Source organism: Rhodococcus sp. 05-340-2, assembly GCF_002258915.1.
GTDB lineage: Bacteria > Actinomycetota > Actinomycetes > Mycobacteriales > Mycobacteriaceae > Rhodococcoides.
This window is the reverse complement of record NZ_NOYU01000042.1, coordinates 135,543-151,977: the sequence shown is the minus strand read 5'-3', so window position 1 is coordinate 151,977 and position 16,435 is coordinate 135,543. Positions and strand designations below refer to the sequence as shown.

The following is a 16,435-nucleotide window of genomic DNA, read 5'->3' as shown; positions in this document are numbered from 1 at the left end:
GGCGGCGACATGACTGTCCCGGACGCCGGTAATCTGACACATCGGCTCGTCCGTGTTCGTTCGGCTGTCGCCGCGGCGTGATCGAGCCGCGGCAGGCGCGCGGCCGGCAGTAGAGAGGAAGGGAGCAGGAGTGACTGTGTCATCGGATTCACAACCGGCTCCGGGTTCACGTCCGGCGCATCCACCACACACCGAAGTTCGGGAGGTGGCGTCCGCGGTCGGTGCAACGATCGGCGAGGGCGACCCCGCCGGTGTGAGCGTGACCGGTATCGATCTGCGAGCACAGTCCGTTCTTCCCGGCGATCTCTTCGCAGCACTGCCCGGATCTTCTCGACACGGTGCCGAGTTCGTCGCCGACGCGATCGAGCGTGGTGCGGTGGCGGTGTTCACCGACCCGGCCGGACTCGAGATCGTGCGGGGAGCGCTCGCAGGCACGGATCGACAGCTTCCGGTGCTCGTGCACGAACGTCCGCGCCAGGTGTTGGGGGCGATCTCCGCTCTGGTGTACGGCAACCCGTCGTCGAAGATGACCGTCATCGGTATCACCGGTACGTCGGGAAAGACGACGACGTCGTATCTGCTCGAAGCCGGCCTGACCGCTGCCGGTAGTCGGTGCGGTCTGATCGGGACCATCGAGACACGTGTTCTCGGCCGGCACGTACCGAGCGCGCTCACCACTCCCGAGGCTCCGCAACTGCACGCGCTCTTCGCCGTCATGGTGGAGGAGGGTGTCGACACGGTGGTGATGGAGGTGTCCTCGCACGCGTTGTCCCTCGGCCGGGTCGACGGCACCCGTTTCGCGATCGGTGCGTTCACCAATCTTTCGCAGGACCACCTCGATTTCCACGATTCTCTGGAGGACTACTTCTCGGCCAAGAGTCGCCTGTTCGCGGCCGACTCGGCGGTTCGTGCCGACACCGCTGTCGTCTGTGTCGACGACGCGTGGGGCGTACGGATGGCAGACATCGCTCGATCGGCCGGGTCCACCGTGGTGACCGCGTCGACCGGTGCCGAGTCGCAGTGGACGGTCTCGGACTGGGCCAAGCACGACGACGGCACGCAGTCGTTCACCGTCGCCGATCCGCAGGGGGCTTCGCTTCCGGTCTCGGTCCGGTTGCCGGGTCGCTACAACGTCGCCAACACCGTCCTCGCGTTGGCGACCTGCGCTGCGGCCGGGGCCGATGTGCGCAGCGCTGTGGCCGGGGTCGCGACGGTCGACGTGCCGGGTCGCGTGCAACGGATCGATCGTGGACAGAACTTCCTCGCGGTGGTCGACTACGCGCACAAGCCTGCGGCCGTCGAGGCCGTGCTGGCGACGCTGCGCGAATCCTCGCGCGGACGGATAGCGGTTGTGCTCGGAGCAGGTGGCGACCGCGACACTGCGAAGCGTCCGCTGATGGGCGCTGCTGGAGCGCGCGGTGCCGAGCTGCTGCTGGTGACGGACGACAACCCGCGCAGCGAGGATCCGGCCGCCATTCGGCAGGCCGTCGAGGACGGCGCGCTGTCGGTGCCCGACGAGGCCCGCGGTGAAGTACGGAACGTGGCAGGCCGCGCAGCGGCGATCGAGCAGGCCGTGGCGTGGGCACGTGAAGGGGATGTTGTGTTGATCGCAGGTAAAGGGCACGAGACCGGCCAAGAGGTAGCGGGTGTGAAGCATCCGTTCGACGACCGAGTGGTACTGGCCTCGGCCATCGATGCGCGTCGGGTCGGCACGAGCGCGGGCGTACGGTGATCCCACTCTCGATCGACCGCATCGCCGAGATCGTCGGAGGCACGGTGCACGACGTGCCGGATCCGACCGTCGTGGTGCCGGGGCCGGTGGAGTTCGACTCCCGCAAGGTGACCCCCGGCAGTATCTTCCTCGCCCTCCCCGGAGCGAAGGTGGACGGTCACGACCACGCCGCCGACGCGGTTGCCGCCGGTGCGGCCCTGGTGCTGGCTGCGCGTCCGGTGGGTGTACCGGCCGTGGTCGTGCATCCGGTTCCGCACGACAGTCGTGCGATGGCGCTCGAGAACGACCCCGACGGCTCCGGTTCGGCAGTGTTGACCGCACTGGGCGCTCTGGCCCGGGCTTCGGTGCTCGAGTTGACCGCCGAACACGGCCTGACCGTCGTCGGCGTGACGGGATCCTCGGGGAAGACCTCCACCAAGGATCTGATCTCTGCGGTTCTCGAGCCCCTGGGCTCGGTGGTGGCACCGCCCGGATCGTTCAACAACGAATTGGGACATCCGTGGACGGCGCTGCGAGCCGATGCCGAGACCGATTTCCTCTGTCTCGAGTTGTCCGCCAGGGGAATCGGCCACATCGCCGAACTCGCCACGCTCGCACCGCCCAGGATCGGGGTGGTCCTCAACGTCGGCACCGCGCACCTGGGCGAGTTCGGCTCGCGCGCGGCCATCGCACTGGCGAAGGGCGAACTGGTCGAAGCACTGCCGAGTGCTGCCGACGGGGGAGTGGCGATCCTCAACATCGATGACCGGCTCGTCGCCGAGATGGCCACCCGCACAACGGCATCCGTCGTCACGGTGGGACGCAACGCAGATGCCGACATCAGGGCGCTCGACGTGCAGGTCGACACCGACGCCCGGGCGTCGTTCACGCTCGAATGCGCAGCGGGTTCGGTACCGATTACGCTGGCGGTGCACGGTGAGCATCAGGTCGGCAACGCCCTCGCGGCAGCGGCCGTCGCACTCGAGTGTGGAGCAACGCTGACGCAGGTTGCTCAGGCGCTCGGGACGGCCGCACCGACGTCGATCAGGCGGATGGACGTGCGCACCCGCGCCGACGGCGTCACCGTCGTCAACGATTCGTACAACGCCAACCCCGATTCGATGCGCGCTGCACTCAAGGCGCTGGTGTCGATGTCGCGTCGCGACGACGGACCGAAACGCCGCAGCTGGGCGGTGCTCGGGGAGATGGGCGAACTGGGTTCGGACTCGGTGGTCGAGCACGACGCGATCGGCCGGCTCGCCGTCCGCCTCGACGTCGATCGTCTGATCATCGTCGACTCGGGACGTCCTACTCGTGCGCTGCATCAGGGTGCAGTCATGGAAGGTTCGTGGGGCGAGGAATCGATGCTGGTGCCCGACCGTGAATCGGCGATCGAAGTGCTGCAGGAGGAGGTTCGTCCCGGCGACATCGTGCTGGTGAAGGCCTCGCAGTCCGGGGCGATGTGGACCGTCGCAGACGCTCTGCTGGCCGATGCCTCCGGTGTCGCTGCGGAGGGTGAGCAGTGAGGCAGATCCTGTTCGCCGGAGGCATCGCACTCGCGGTCGCGATTCTGCTGACCCCGGTCCTGATCAAGACCTTCTCGAAACAGGGCTTCGGCCAGGAGATCCGGGTGGAGGGCCCGGCGAGTCACCAGTCCAAGCGGGGCACACCGACAATGGGCGGCGTCGCAATTCTGGTCGGCATCTGGGCCGGGTACTGGGGCTCGCATCTGATCGGCATCGGCTACGACGCGGACGGTCCTTCGGCCTCGGCCCTGCTCGTTCTCGGCCTGACCACGGTGCTCGGTCTCGTCGGATTTCTCGACGACTTCATCAAGATCCGCAAGCAGCGCAACCTGGGTCTGAACGCCACCGGCAAGTACGTCGGTCAGATAACGGCTGCCGTGCTGTTCGCGATCCTGGTGTTGCAGTTCCGCAGCGAGAGCGGGCTCACTCCGGGCAGCACCCAACTGTCGTACGTTCGCGACATCGCCACGTGGTCGATGTCCGCGGTGGTCTTCGTGTTCTTCGTCTGCCTGCTCGTGATCGCGTGGTCCAACTCGGTCAACCTCACCGACGGACTCGACGGCCTCGCCGCCGGGTCGATGACGCTGGTGCTCGGTGCTTACACCGTCATCACTTTCTGGCAGTACCGCCAGGCGTGTGCTGGGCCCGCCGGTCCTGCCCCCGGCTGCTACGACGTCCGAGATCCCCTCGACCTGGCCCTGGTCTGCGCCTCGGCAGCGGGAGCCTGCATCGGCTTCCTGTGGTGGAACGCCGCGCCGGCCAAGATCTTCATGGGCGACACCGGTTCACTGGCCCTCGGCGGTCTGATCGCAGGCCTGTCGGTGGTGACCAAGACCGAGCTGATCATGGTGGTCATCGGTGCACTGTTCGTCGCCGAGGCCGCGTCGGTCGTCATCCAGGTCGCGGTGTTCCGGTCCAGTCGCCGACGCGTGTTCCGCATGGCACCGTTCCATCATCACTTCGAGTTGGCCGGATGGGCCGAGACGACGGTGATCATCCGGTTCTGGTTGTTGGCCGCCATCGCGTCGGCCGTCGGACTCGCTCTGTTCTACAGCGAGTATCTCGCTGCTGTCGGCGGATAGAGCATGGACGAACTCGTGCACGACTCTCGGACCGGCCTGACCTGGTTGCGTGGCAGTGCGGTGCTGGTGACCGGTGCCCGCATCTCGGGACTCGCCGTCGTGCGACCACTGCTCGATCTCGGTGCCGTCGTCACGGTCACCGACTCCAATCGTGCCGCGCTGGACGAGGCGTCGAACTCCGGTGCTGCGGTGGTGCTGCAGGACGACCTGCTCGCCGATCCAGCGGCGCTCGCAGCGTTTTCGCTCGTCGTCACCAGTCCAGGGTTTCGACCCGACTCTCCGGTGTTGGCCGCTGCCACGAAGCAGGGCATTCCGGTGTGGGGCGATGTCGAGTTGTCCTGGCACGTGGACCGGGTCGAGCTGTACGGACCGCGAACTCGCTGGCTGGTGGTCACCGGCACCAACGGAAAGACGACCACCACCTCGATGCTGGCGTCGATACTCGACGCCGCAGGCATCGAGTCGGTCGCCTGCGGCAACATCGGACTCCCCATCGCCGACGCGTTGCGCGGTACCCCACATCCGAGTGTGCTTGCGGTGGAGTTGTCGTCGTTCCAGTTGTTCTGGGCTCCGTCGGTGCGTCCGGCGGCGGGCGTGGTGCTCAACATCGCCGAGGACCATCTCGATTGGCACGGCGGTATGGATCGGTACGTCCAGGCCAAGGCTCGTGCGTTGAGCGGCGATGTCGCGGTGGTCGGTCTCGACGACTCCAGGGCGGCGAGCCTGGCGGCCGGGTCTGCGGCGGCGACCGTCGTCGGTTTCCGCTTGGGTGAGCCGGCCTCGGGTGAGCTGGGAGTGCGGGCGGGGATGCTCGTGGACAACGCCTTCGGGGAGGACGTCGATCTTCTCGCTGCGGACGACGTGGAGCCGAGCGGCCCGTCCGGCGTTCTCGATGCGCTCGCGGCAGGCGCGCTGGCTCGTTCGATCGGAGTGGAGGCCGGAGCTGTTCGGGTAGGGCTGCAGACCTACCGAGTGGGACCGCATCGTGCTGCGGTGGTGCGCGAGCTCGGCGGGGTGACGTTCATCGACGATTCGAAGGCAACGAACCCGCACGCTGCTCGCTCCTCGATTTCTGCGCACGATCGCGTCGTGTGGATCGCGGGTGGGCTGTTGAAGGGTGCGGTGATCGACGATCTGGTGGTCGAGATCGCCGATCGGCTCGTGGCCGCGGTCGTTCTCGGGCGCGATGGGATGCAGATCGCAGAGGCTTTGGCGCGACACGCGCCCGATGTTCCGGTCGTCAGGCTCCCTTCGGGAGACGATGCTGGTGTGACTCATGGTGCTGAAGATGCTGATGCGGTGATGCGGGCGGTTGTGGCCCATGCGGCCGAACTCGCCGCGCCGGGGGATACGGTCCTGCTGGCCCCGGCCGCCGCGTCACTGGACATGTTCGTCGACTACGGCCACCGCGGCCGCAGCTTCGCCGAGTCGGTCCAGCGCCTCGATGCCACCGACATCGGATCGCCGCGATCGTGACCGCCGGTCATCCGCCGCGTCCGCCTCGCCGCACCGCCGCTCCACGCACCCGAATCGGCCTGTGGTTCGGCAGGCCGCTCGCGTCCTTCCACCTCATCGTCACGATCGCAGTACTGCTCACGGTGTTGGGCCTGGTGATGGTGCTGTCGGCGTCTTCCGCCGAATCCTTCGCAGCCGACGAGTCCGGGTACGCGCTGTTCACCCAGCAGCTGATCGGTGTCGCGCTGGGAGTCGTGGCGTTCTACGTCGCTCTCCGGCTGCCGGTTCGGTACCTCAGGAAGCTGTCGTTTCCGCTGTTCCTGGTCTCGATCACCATGTTGATGCTGGTGCTCATTCCCGGTATCGGTGCCGAACGTCAAGGTGCGCGCCGCTGGTTCGACTTCGGCGTCGTGTCCTTCCAGCCGTCCGAGCTGGCCAAGGTCGCGCTGGTTCTGTGGGGCGCGCACCTGCTGGCCTCGCGTCGCAGCGAGCACGGCAACATCAAGTCGCTGCTGGTGCCGCTGCTTCCTGCGGGTCTGCTGATGTGTCTGCTCGTCGTGCTCCAGCCGAACCTCAGTACTGCCATCGCCCTCGGCATCATCCTGGTGGCGCTGCTGTGGTTCGCCGGCCTCAACGCTCGGCTGTTCGGTGCGGTGCTGATGACCGGTCTGGCGCTGGCAACCGTGCTCGCGTTCACCGCCGGTTACCGATCCAATCGCGTCAAGGCCTGGCTGAATCCGGGTGAGGACACCCAGGGCCTGTCGTATCAGTCGACCCAGGCGAAATACTCACTGGCCGACGGCGGAATGTTCGGTCGCGGACTCGGGCAGAGCCGCGCGAAGTGGAGTTACCTGCCCAACGCGCACAACGACTTCATCTTCGCCATCATCGGCGAGGAACTCGGGATGATCGGCTGCCTCGCAGTCATCGGATTGTTCGGTCTCTTCGTCTACACCGGCCTGCGTATCGCCATGCGTTCGGTCGATCCGTTCCTGCGCCTACTGACCGCAGGTGCCACGTGCTGGGTGTTCGGCCAGGCCATGATCAACATCGGCTACGTGGTCGGGCTGCTGCCGGTGACCGGCCTACAGCTGCCGTTGGTCTCCTACGGTGGCACTTCGACCGCGATCACGCTGTTGATGTTCGGCATCATCGCGAGCGCCGCCCGGCACGAACCGGAGGCGATCGCAGCCCTGCACGCGGGGCAGGAAGGCCGTATCGCGCGAGCCCTGAAGCTGCCGCTGCCCGCCGTGTTCTCGCCCAAGCGAGCCGCGATGGCACGGTCGAAGTCCACTCGCCCCACGCTGGCGGCGCAGGATCGCAAGCGTCTCGAGTCCCGTAAGGGCCAGGGCAAGGACGGTCGCGCAGCGAGGGCAGCCGAGCCCGGTCGCGCAGCGAGGGCAGCCGAGCCCGGTCGCGCAGCGAGGGCAACCGAGTCCGGTCGCACCCGCACTCGAGTCTCCAGCTCACGGACCGACACGATGGCGCCCACATCGGCTGCGTACCGGGGCGATTCGTCCCGCGGCAACCCCCGTCGTGGCGAGCCCGTCCGGCGAGAGCCCGCCGCCGGATCGCGATCGGCATACCGTCCGCGGCCGGAACCACAACCCGGTCGCCCGCCCGTCCGCTCGGGTGAGCGAGGATATCGACGGTGAAGCAGACATCTCGACCGATTTCCGTAGTGGTTGCCGGGGGCGGAACGGCCGGGCACATCGAGCCCGCGCTCGCTGTGGCCGATGCCTTGCGTGTCCTCGACCCCACCGTGACCGTGACCGCTCTCGGCAGTAGCCGTGGTCTGGAGACGACGCTCGTCCCGGCTCGCGGGTACGCGCTCGAACTCATTCCACCCGTTCCGCTGCCCCGTAAGCCCACCGTCGACCTGCTCAAGTTGCCGCTGCGCGTCGTGCGATCGGTGCGCCGCACCCGAGAGATCTTCGCGGCCGTCGAGGCCGACGTACTCGTCGGATTCGGCGGCTATGTCGCGTTGCCTGCCTATCTCGCTGCCCGCGGTCGCCTGTTCGGCCGCGGCGGCCGAATTCCGGTGGTCATTCACGAGGCCAACGCGCGAGCGGGCATCGCCAACAAGGTCGGTGCCCGGTCGGCCCAGCGGGTGCTCGCCGCGGTTGCGGGCTCGGGTATCGCCGCACGCGGTGCCGTCGACGCGGATGTGATCGGAATTCCCGTGCGTCCCACCATCACCGAACTCGACCGGGCCGCGGTTCGCGCGGAAGCTCGTGCGCACTTCGGTCTGCCCGAGAAAGGCCCGGTGCTGCTGGTGTTCGGCGGCTCGCAGGGGGCCCGATCGCTCAACGATGCGGTGTCCGGAGCCGCGGCGGCCCTCGCCGACGCCGGCATCTCGGTCCTGCACGCTCACGGTCCCAAGAACTCGCTCGACGTCGAGCAGCGCAATCCGGACGCGCCGTACGTGGCGCGTCCGTACATCGACCGAATGGATCTGGCGTATGCGGCCGCGGACCTCGCGATCTGCCGGTCCGGTGCGATGACGGTCGCCGAGGTTTCCGCGACCGGGTTGCCTGCCGTCTACGTACCCCTGCCGCACGGCAACGGCGAGCAGGAACTCAACGCCCGTCCGGTGGTCGACGCCGGAGGTGGCATCCTGGTATCCGATGCGACACTGACCGAGCAGTACGTGAGCGAGACGGTGGTCGCGCTGCTGGCCGACACCGAACGAATTGCCACCATGTCTCGTGCCGCCGCCGGTGCCGGGCACAAGGGCGCAGCAGCTGCCGTCGCGCAGATCGTGCTCGACACCGCGCACGCGGCGCGGCGCTGAGCTCGGCGGCGTCGAGCATGAGAAGAGAACGAGGGAGACGTCCGCGTGACAACTGAGGGTGCGATGTCGGATCTGCCGGCAGAGCTCGAACGAGTACACATGGTGGGCATCGGTGGTGCCGGAATGTCCGGCATCGCGCGGATCCTGCTGGCTCGCGGGGGACAGGTGTCGGGTTCGGATGCCAAGGAATCGCGCGGCGTGCTGGCACTGCGCGCACGCGGTGCCCAGGTCCGCATCGGTCACGACGCCAGCGCTCTGGACATGATCGACGGCGGACCCACCGTGGTGGTGACGACCCACGCCGCAATTCCCCAGTCCAATCCCGAACTCGTCGAAGCTCGGGAACGCGGAATCCCGGTGGTGCTGCGGCCGGCCGTGCTGTCTTCTCTCATGCAGGGATACCGCACGTTGTTGGTCTCGGGTACGCACGGGAAGACGTCGACGACCTCGATGTTGGTCGTCGCCCTCCAGCACTGCGGGTTCGATCCGTCGTTCGCCGTCGGGGGAGAACTCAACGAGGCCGGGACCAACGCCCACCACGGCAGCGGCGACGTGTTCGTGGCCGAGGCGGACGAGAGTGACGGCTCGCTGCTGCAGTACACGGCCAACGTCATCATCGTGACCAACATCGAGGCCGACCATCTGGACTACTTCGGCACCACCGACGCCTACGTTCAGGTGTTCGACGATTTCGCCGCGCTGCTCGGTCCGGGCGGTGTGCTCGTGGCCTGTATGGACGATCCCGGTTCGGCCGCGCTGGCTCGACGCGTGGTCGAGCGGAACCTTCCCGGAGTGAAGGTGCTGGGATACGGGTCCTCGGACGTCGACGCGGGGCCGGTCGAGATGGCCGTTCGACTGCTGGCGTGGGAGCCCGAGGACATCGGCGGTGTCGCGCAGTTGCAGATCGCAGGCGAGGACGCGGCGCGCACCGTTCGGCTCGGTGTTCCGGGACGCCACACCGCCCTCAACGCGCTGGCGGCGTTCGTCGCGGCGCGTCAGGTCGGTGCCGGTGTCGAGGAATTGCTGGCCGGGCTCACCGGTTTCGGCGGAGTCCACCGGCGCTTCCAGTTCACCGGGCGTGAGCACGGCGTCCGCGTGTTCGACGACTACGCGCACCACCCGACCGAGGTGCGTGCGGTGTTGACGGCCGCGCAGGCTCTCGTGGCGGGCCAGGACCGTTCGGGTCTCGAGCAGGGACGGGTGGTGGTGGTGTTTCAGCCGCACCTGTACTCGCGGACCGCGACGTTCGCCGAGGAGTTCGGTGCCGCATTGTCGTTGGCCGACGAGATCGTCGTGCTCGACGTCTACGGCGCGCGCGAGGAACCGTTGCCCGGTGTGACGGGGGCGCTGGTTGCCGCGTCGGTCACCAAGCCGGTGAACTACCAGCCGGATCTGTCGTTGGTGGCCAAGCAGGTCGCCCATCTGAGTATGCCCGGCGATGTCGTCATCACCATGGGCGCAGGCGACGTGACGATGCTCGGCGGACCGATTCTGGATGCGCTTCGCTCGAAGACCGATTTCGGTGCTGCGACCGGCCGCGGCGTACCGAAGGATCGGCCGTCGACGTGACCCGCCGCTCCGATCGAGTCCGTTCTTCGAGGTCGGGAACAGCTGCAGGAGAGGGTGATTCGCCGTCCGCGGTCACCGACAAGCAGGCTCGCGCTCTGGCGCGGGAAGAAGAGCGCGCCCGGGTGAAGCGGTCGCGGCGCAAGGCCCTGCTCATCGCGCTGGCCGTGGTGGTCGTCGTGGTGGGATCAGCTGTGCTGGTGTACTTCACACCGTTGCTGTCCGTTCGCACCATTGCGGTCGCGGGGGCATCGTCGGTGTCCGAGGAGGAGATCCTGGAACGGCTCGACGTCCCCGTCGGCCTTCCGCTGGTTCGGGTGGACACGGCGGCCGCGGCGCAGCGGGTGGCGACGATTCCGGCACTGGCCACGGTTCGCGTGCAGCGGAAGTATCCGTCCACCGTTCAGGTGACGGTCGAGGAGCGAGTTCCGGTGGCGTTCTTCGATTCTCCGGATGGCACCCATCTCCTCGACTCCACCGGCGTCGATTTTGCGATCGCGCCACCACCGCCCGGAGTGGTTCGTCTGGTGACCGACAACCCGGTGTTCGGTGATCCGGTGACCGAAGATGCACTCGCGGTTCTCGATACGTTGCCACCGCTGCTGCGCGATCAGGCGGGAGAGGTGCGGGCGAGCACGTTGTCCGACATCTCGATTCTGCTGCTCGACGGGCGCACCGTGGTGTGGGGCAGCAAGGACGACTCGGAACGCAAGGCCGCAGTTGCGATCGCGTTGCTGTCCCAGCCCGGGCAGATCTTCGACGTGTCGAGTCCGGATCTGCCCACCACCAAATAGTTTCGACGCGCGTGACGGGAATTTCTCGCGCGGCGTCGGCGCGCCTAATGGCGATAGTCGTCGGCGATGAATAGCGTTTCGACCAGTTCAGTACTTGACATAACTCTAAGCCTGTGGTTTAGGTTGAGGGTTTTCCACATTTCACGCAACAATCCACGGAAGGCGAGAGCCCATGACGCCCCCGCACAACTACCTCGCCGTAATCAAGGTCGTCGGCATCGGCGGCGGCGGCGTGAACGCGGTCAACCGCATGATCGAACAGGGACTCAAGGGAGTCGAGTTCATCGCGGTCAACACCGACGCTCAGGCCTTGCTGATGAGTGACGCAGACGTCAAGCTCGACGTGGGTCGCGAACTGACTCGCGGACTCGGCGCAGGTGCCGACCCGGAGGTCGGCCGCCGCGCAGCGGACGATCACAAGGACGAGATCGAAGAGGTGCTCAAGGGTGCCGACATGGTGTTCGTCACCGCGGGCGAGGGTGGTGGCACCGGAACCGGTGGTGCTCCCGTCGTCGCCAACATCGCTCGCAAGCTCGGTGCGCTGACCGTCGGTGTCGTCACCCGGCCGTTCTCGTTCGAGGGCAAGCGGCGCGGTGGACAGGCCGACACCGGAATACAGCAGCTCCGTGAGTCCTGCGACACGCTCATCGTGATCCCCAACGATCGACTTCTCCAGCTCGGCGACGCGGCCGTGAGCCTCATGGACGCATTCCGCAGCGCCGACGAGGTACTGCTCAACGGCGTCCAGGGCATCACCGACCTGATCACCACTCCCGGCCTGATCAACGTCGACTTCGCCGACGTCAAGGGCGTCATGTCCGGGGCAGGCAGCGCATTGATGGGTATCGGATCCTCACGCGGTGAGGGTCGAGCCATCAAGGCAGCCGAGTCGGCGATCAACTCGCCGCTGCTCGAAGCCTCGATGGAAGGTGCACGCGGTGTGCTGCTCTCCATCGCCGGTGGATCCGACCTCGGTCTGTTCGAGATCAACGAGGCCGCCTCGCTGGTGCAGGAAGCCGCACACATCGACGCCAACATCATCTTCGGCACCGTCATCGACGACTCCCTCGGCGACGAGGTCCGCGTGACCGTCATCGCCGCGGGCTTCGACGGCGGAACTCCGACCCGACGTCCGGTCGAAGCGGCTGCCTCCACGCGTGGCCCGATCGGATCTGCTCGCTCGGGCGAGGTGTCCTCCAGGTCGAGCGACAGTTCCGACGGTGCTGTGTTCCGCGATCCGGTCGGCGCACCGAGTGGTAGCAGTCTGCCGCCGCTGAACTCGTCGAGCTCGTCCAACCGCGAATCGTCGAGCCGCGAATCCGCAGCCGGTCACGGCCGTGACTCGGCCGGCCAGGGCCGCGAATCCGTCGGGTCCGGCCGTCGCGTGCCGATCGCCGAGGACGAGGGCGAAGACGAAGTCGATGTGCCGTCCTTCATGCGGCGGTGAGTGACACCGCATCCGCCGGTCCGTTTCGTGTCCGACGCGTCTCGACGACGCGGGAGGGCGGCGTCTCGGTACCGCCGTTCGACACGTTCAATCTCGGCGACCACGTCGGTGACGACCCCGCTGCGGTGGAGGCCAACCGTCGACGCCTGGGTGACCGATTGGGCATGGGACTCGAACGGCTCGTCTTCATGGAGCAGGTCCACGGACGCACTGTCACGGTGGTCGACGGTCCGGTGTCCGAGCCGGTACCGATGACCGATGCGTTGGTGACGACGCAACGTGACCTCGGTTTGGTGGTGCTCACTGCCGACTGCGTGCCGGTCCTGCTCTCCGACGAGGAGGCCGGGGTGATCGCCGCCGTGCATGCCGGACGGGTCGGTGCCCGCATCGGCATCGTTCCTCGGGTGTTGGCCGCGATGGTCGAACTCGGTGCTGTCCCGTCGCGGATCGGCGCATTTCTGGGTCCGGCCGCGAGCGGTCGGCAGTACGAGGTGCCCGCGTCCATGCGAGCGGACGTCGACAAACATCTCCCGGGCAGCGCGACGACGACGGTCCGCCGTACGCCGGGGCTCGACATTCCCGCCGGTATCCGCACTCAACTGCTCGCTGCGGGAGTGTCCGGGGTGGCGCAGGATCCGCGGTGCACCATCGAGGACCGGGCCTTGTTCAGCCACCGTCGCGAAGGGTCGACCGGCCGCATTGCCAGTGTCGTCTGGATGGACACATCCGCAGGAGATCGGCCGGAAACGGCCGATCGGTGAATCGGCAGAGAAGGTTGTCATGAGCGAACCCACCGACAGCGGTTCGGGCACGGACCGGGCGCGAGAGATCGAGACGGCGTTGACGTCGGTGCGCGAGCGGCTTCATCGCGCCTGTGTCGATGCAGGCCGGTCGCCTGCCGACGTGGCTCTGCTGCCGGTGACCAAGTTCTTCCCTGCCTCGGACGTACGGATCCTGTATGACCTCGGGTGTCGCGATTTCGGAGAGTCCCGGGAGCAGGACGCGTCGCCCAAGGTCGCCGAGACCGCCGAGGCTTTCCGCGGTGATCCGCCTCGGTGGCACATGATCGGTCACCTGCAGCGAAACAAGGCGAAGTCGGTGGCCGCCTGGGCGCACTCCATTCATTCGGTGGACAGTGCGCGGTTGGTGGCCGCACTGTCCAAGGCGACGACGGCGGCACTGGACGAGGGCGTGCGTCGGACCGAACTCGACGTGATCGTTCAGGTCAGTCTCGACGGGGATGTGCACCGCGGAGGCGTCGAACGCGACGAACTGCGCGAGCTCGCGGACGCGGTGTCGAATGCGTCCGGATTGCGTCTCGCCGGGTTGATGGCGGTGCCGCCGCTCGATGCCGATCCGGACGCCGCATTCGCCGACCTCGAGAGTCTGCATCGCCGGCTGTCGGCCGACCATCCAGGAGCGCTCGAGCTGTCCGCAGGCATGACCGGAGACCTGGAAGCTGCTGTGCGGCACGGATCGACGTGCGTGCGTGTCGGTACCGCAATACTCGGCGCGCGGCCGATAACCTCGCAATAACAGTCCATGGATCACATCAGTCACAACAGACACTTGCGAACCTGGAGATGGACAGTAGACACACCGCCACGGAAGGCAGAACGATGAGCACCCTGCACAAGTTCAAGGCGTACTTCGGCATGGTTCCGCTCGCCGACTACGAGGACGACTACCTCGACGATCCGGACACGCGACGCAGCTCCCGTGGTGGTCGCGACAGCTACGACGACATGGACGAGCGCGAGTTCGTGAAGCCGTCGTTCGGTGGATCTCGGCACTCGCAGGTCGAGGACGACTACGACGATTACGAGGCACCGCGCCCGGCGGCCACGCTGGCACCGATCGGTGGACGAGGACGTGGCGTGGCACCGACCACGCGAGGTGCGGCAACCAGGGGAGCGCTCGCGATGGACACTCGGATGGACGTGCGCGCGGAGACCCGACGTAGCCCGATCGTGGACGACGGTGGCCCGCTCTCGAAGATCACCACGTTGCGACCGCGCGACTACAGCGAGGCACGCACCATCGGTGAGCGCTTCCGCGACGGCACTCCGGTCATCATGGACCTGGTCGAGATGAGCAACGCGGACGCCAAGCGTCTGGTGGATTTCGCTGCCGGGCTCGCTTTTGCACTGCGCGGTTCCTTCGACAAGGTGGCGACGAAGGTCTTCCTGCTCTCGCCCGCCGACGTCGACGTCTCGCCGCAGGAGCGCAGGCGGATCGCCGAGACCGGTTTCTACAGTCAGCAGTGAGAGATTCACTGTTCGGGGTGGTAGTACAGGGCTGTGACCAGCGCGCTTTGCTCAGCCCGGCGAATTCAGGCAGAGTATAGCCGTGATCGTGTTCACGGTGATCAACATCGTATTGTTTCTTTTTTGGCTCCTTCTCATCGGTCGAATCATCGTCGAGTTCATCAGAACCTTTGCGAGAGATTGGCAACCGACCGGGGTGGTCGTCATCCTGCTGGAGGCGATCTTCACGGTCACCGACCCGCCGGTGAAGTTCCTCCGGAAGATAATTCCGCCGCTCAACCTCGGTGGAGTTCGACTGGACCTGTCCATCATGGTCCTGTTGTTCGTCGTCTTCATCGCGTGGAATGTGACCAGCGGTCTCGCGGCCTGAGATCGCAGACGAAATGTTAGAACGCGGGACCCAGCGCATGCTGCGTGTCCCGTGTGACAGAATGGACGCCAGTTACAGTTTGATTGTTCTGCACTCGCGCGGAATGGCATATAACTGAATGCTTGCTCTACCGCCCCAAGACGCGTGAAGGGATCCTTCCATGCCGCTGACTCCAGCTGATGTGCACAATGTCGCGTTCAGCAAGCCGCCCATCGGTAAGCGCGGTTACAACGAAGACGAGGTCGACGCTTTTCTCGACCTCGTCGAGCAAGAGTTGTCGCGACTGATCGAAGAGAACGCCGACCTACGCCAGCGAGTCGGTGAGCTCGACCAGGAGCTCGCGGATGCCAAGAACGCTGCGCGGCAGAACCCGCAACCGGCGCAGGTCGCGGCACCGAAGGCCGAGCCGCAGCGCCCGGTGGATCCCCCCAAGCCGCCGCCCGTCGCAGCGCAGCCCGCGCCGGTCGCGCCCGTTGCAGCAGCCCCGCAGCAGAGCGGCGACTCCAACATGCAGGCCGCCAAGATTCTGGGCCTCGCTCAGGAGATGGCCGATCGCCTCACCGGTGATGCCAAGTCGGAGTCCGAGCAGCTGCTCGGTAACGCGCGCACCAACGCCGAGCGTTTGGTTTCGGATGCACGTACGCGTTCGGAGTCGATGATGTCCGAGGCTCGGCAGAAGTCCGAGTCGCTGCTGTCCGACGCACAGACGCGGTCGGAGACCCAGCTGCGTCAGGCCAAGGAGAAGGCCGACGCACTGCAGGCCGACGCCGAGCGCAAGCACACCGAGATCATGGCGACGATCAACCAGCAGCGGTCCGTGCTCGAAGGTCGTATCGAGCAGCTCAAGACATTCGAGCGTGAGTACCGCGTGCGGCTCAAGTCCTACCTCGAATCGCAGCTCGAAGAGCTCGAGAACCGTTCCTCGGCGTTGCCGGTGGACAACGGGCAGGACAACTTCAACCAGGACAACCAGTCCTCGGGGTACAGCCAGTCGTACGCCAAGGGCAACTGACGCACCACCGAACTCCGACGCTGTCGATCGCGACAGCGTCGGACCAGGTTGTCGCGTCGAGTGGTGAGCGAGGAGTCCCGTGTTGGTCCTGACTCTCGGCGCAGCAGCGATCGGCTTCGGCTTTCTGGTTCTCGCCCTGATGACGGGTTCGGTTGTCTGGGCGTGGGCCTGCATCGTCGTTTGTATCGTGGGTGCAGTGCTACTGCTCGTCGGCGCGCTCACGGGCCGACGGCCTCCGTCCGAGCTCGACAGGTAGCATCACGACTCATGCAGTCAGATTCAAGGCGTCGATCCGGCCATCACCGGGGAGCTTTCGGAAGAACGACGTCGGCACGAAACGCCCAGGTGTTTCGGAACGACGTTCAGTAGAACCGAACGGGTGAGCCCGTCACAGCTCATCAGGAGTGGCGC

Annotated in this window: 15 protein-coding genes; all 15 read left to right on the top strand. The window is 66.7% G+C overall.

Annotation, left to right across the window (positions count from 1 at the left end):
- The first annotated feature begins 130 nt into the window (after positions 1–130).
- Positions 131–1,732: a UDP-N-acetylmuramoyl-L-alanyl-D-glutamate--2,6-diaminopimelate ligase gene (locus CH271_RS25855; RefSeq protein WP_094635646.1), complete on the top strand. Its 1,602-nt coding sequence runs from the start codon at positions 131–133 to the stop codon at positions 1,730–1,732.
- Positions 1,729–3,237, top strand: a complete 1,509-nt coding sequence (locus CH271_RS25850; RefSeq protein WP_094635448.1) for a UDP-N-acetylmuramoyl-tripeptide--D-alanyl-D-alanine ligase — start codon at positions 1,729–1,731, stop codon at positions 3,235–3,237. The genes CH271_RS25855 and CH271_RS25850 overlap by 4 nt, the downstream gene beginning before the upstream one ends.
- Positions 3,234–4,319: a phospho-N-acetylmuramoyl-pentapeptide-transferase gene (gene mraY / locus CH271_RS25845; RefSeq protein WP_032394385.1), complete on the top strand. Its 1,086-nt coding sequence runs from the start codon at positions 3,234–3,236 to the stop codon at positions 4,317–4,319. The genes CH271_RS25850 and mraY overlap by 4 nt, the downstream gene beginning before the upstream one ends.
- Positions 4,320–4,322: 3 nt before the next feature.
- On the top strand, positions 4,323–5,795 hold the full coding sequence (gene murD / locus CH271_RS25840) for a UDP-N-acetylmuramoyl-L-alanine--D-glutamate ligase (RefSeq protein WP_094635447.1): 1,473 nt from the start codon (positions 4,323–4,325) through the stop codon (positions 5,793–5,795).
- The gene (ftsW, locus tag CH271_RS25835) at positions 5,792–7,429 is read left to right on the top strand and encodes a putative lipid II flippase FtsW (RefSeq protein WP_256986559.1); all 1,638 of its coding nucleotides are present in this window, start codon (positions 5,792–5,794) and stop codon (positions 7,427–7,429) included. The genes murD and ftsW overlap by 4 nt, the downstream gene beginning before the upstream one ends.
- Positions 7,426–8,568: an undecaprenyldiphospho-muramoylpentapeptide beta-N-acetylglucosaminyltransferase gene (murG, locus tag CH271_RS25830; protein ID WP_218828501.1), complete on the top strand. Its 1,143-nt coding sequence runs from the start codon at positions 7,426–7,428 to the stop codon at positions 8,566–8,568. The genes ftsW and murG overlap by 4 nt, the downstream gene beginning before the upstream one ends.
- 63 nt (positions 8,569–8,631) lie before the next feature.
- On the top strand, positions 8,632–10,137 hold the full coding sequence (gene murC / locus CH271_RS25825) for a UDP-N-acetylmuramate--L-alanine ligase (RefSeq protein ID WP_094635446.1): 1,506 nt from the start codon (positions 8,632–8,634) through the stop codon (positions 10,135–10,137).
- Complete coding sequence (locus tag CH271_RS25820; RefSeq protein WP_082323732.1) at positions 10,134–10,928, top strand: cell division protein FtsQ/DivIB; 795 nt, start codon at positions 10,134–10,136, stop codon at positions 10,926–10,928. The genes murC and CH271_RS25820 overlap by 4 nt, the downstream gene beginning before the upstream one ends.
- A 172-nt stretch (positions 10,929–11,100) precedes the next feature.
- The gene (gene ftsZ, locus CH271_RS25815; protein ID WP_037192804.1) at positions 11,101–12,375 is read left to right on the top strand and encodes a cell division protein FtsZ; all 1,275 of its coding nucleotides are present in this window, start codon (positions 11,101–11,103) and stop codon (positions 12,373–12,375) included.
- Positions 12,372–13,136 carry a peptidoglycan editing factor PgeF gene (pgeF, locus tag CH271_RS25810; RefSeq protein WP_037192802.1) on the top strand — a complete coding sequence of 255 codons (765 nt, stop codon included), beginning with the start codon at positions 12,372–12,374 and terminating at the stop codon, positions 13,134–13,136. Before ftsZ ends, pgeF begins: the two co-directional genes overlap by 4 nt.
- Positions 13,137–13,155: 19 nt before the next feature.
- Complete coding sequence (locus CH271_RS25805) at positions 13,156–13,911, top strand: YggS family pyridoxal phosphate-dependent enzyme (RefSeq protein ID WP_037192800.1); 756 nt, start codon at positions 13,156–13,158, stop codon at positions 13,909–13,911.
- An 83-nt stretch (positions 13,912–13,994) separates the two neighbouring features.
- Complete coding sequence (locus tag CH271_RS25800) at positions 13,995–14,642, top strand: cell division protein SepF (protein ID WP_094635445.1); 648 nt, start codon at positions 13,995–13,997, stop codon at positions 14,640–14,642.
- 82 nt (positions 14,643–14,724) lie between these two features.
- Positions 14,725–15,012: a YggT family protein gene (locus tag CH271_RS25795; protein WP_037192795.1), complete on the top strand. Its 288-nt coding sequence runs from the start codon at positions 14,725–14,727 to the stop codon at positions 15,010–15,012.
- A gap of 160 nt (positions 15,013–15,172) precedes the next feature.
- Positions 15,173–16,024, top strand: coding sequence for a DivIVA-like cell division protein Wag31 (gene wag31, locus CH271_RS25790; protein ID WP_094635444.1), 852 nt, complete (start codon positions 15,173–15,175; stop codon positions 16,022–16,024).
- 79 nt (positions 16,025–16,103) lie between these two features.
- The gene (locus CH271_RS29040) at positions 16,104–16,280 is read left to right on the top strand and encodes a hypothetical protein (protein ID WP_037192792.1); all 177 of its coding nucleotides are present in this window, start codon (positions 16,104–16,106) and stop codon (positions 16,278–16,280) included.
- The last annotated feature ends 155 nt before the right edge of the window (positions 16,281–16,435 follow it).